Genomic DNA, 273 nt, shown 5'->3' with positions numbered 1-273 from the left:
GGCCATTCGCGTGGAAGACCTCAACCTGTGGTACGGCGAGAAGAAGGCGTTGAAGAACATCAACATCGATGTCTTCCAGAAGAACGTCACCGCCCTGATCGGCCCGTCCGGTTGTGGCAAGTCGACATTCCTGCGCTGCCTGAACCGCATGAATGACCTGATCCGCAGCGTGCGCATCGAAGGTCTGGTCGAGATGGATGGCCGTGACGTCAACGCGCGCAACATGGATGAAGTGGCATTGCGTCGTCGCGTCGGCATGGTGTTCCAGAAGCC

At 58.6% G+C, this 273-nt stretch carries 1 protein-coding gene; it reads left to right on the top strand.

The window, feature by feature from the left end; genetic code table 11:
* Nucleotides 1-4: 4 nt before the first annotated feature.
* The coding region (locus tag R0J88_RS20180) for an ATP-binding cassette domain-containing protein (RefSeq protein ID WP_410900903.1) at nucleotides 5-273 on the top strand (269 nt) is incomplete at its 3' end.

Source organism: Pseudoalteromonas sp. SIMBA_162 (assembly GCF_046535955.1).
Taxonomy (GTDB): domain Bacteria; phylum Pseudomonadota; class Gammaproteobacteria; order Enterobacterales; family Alteromonadaceae; genus Pseudoalteromonas; species Pseudoalteromonas marina.
The sequence above is the reverse complement of the archived record's forward strand: the minus strand, read 5'-3'. Positions and strand labels throughout refer to the sequence as shown.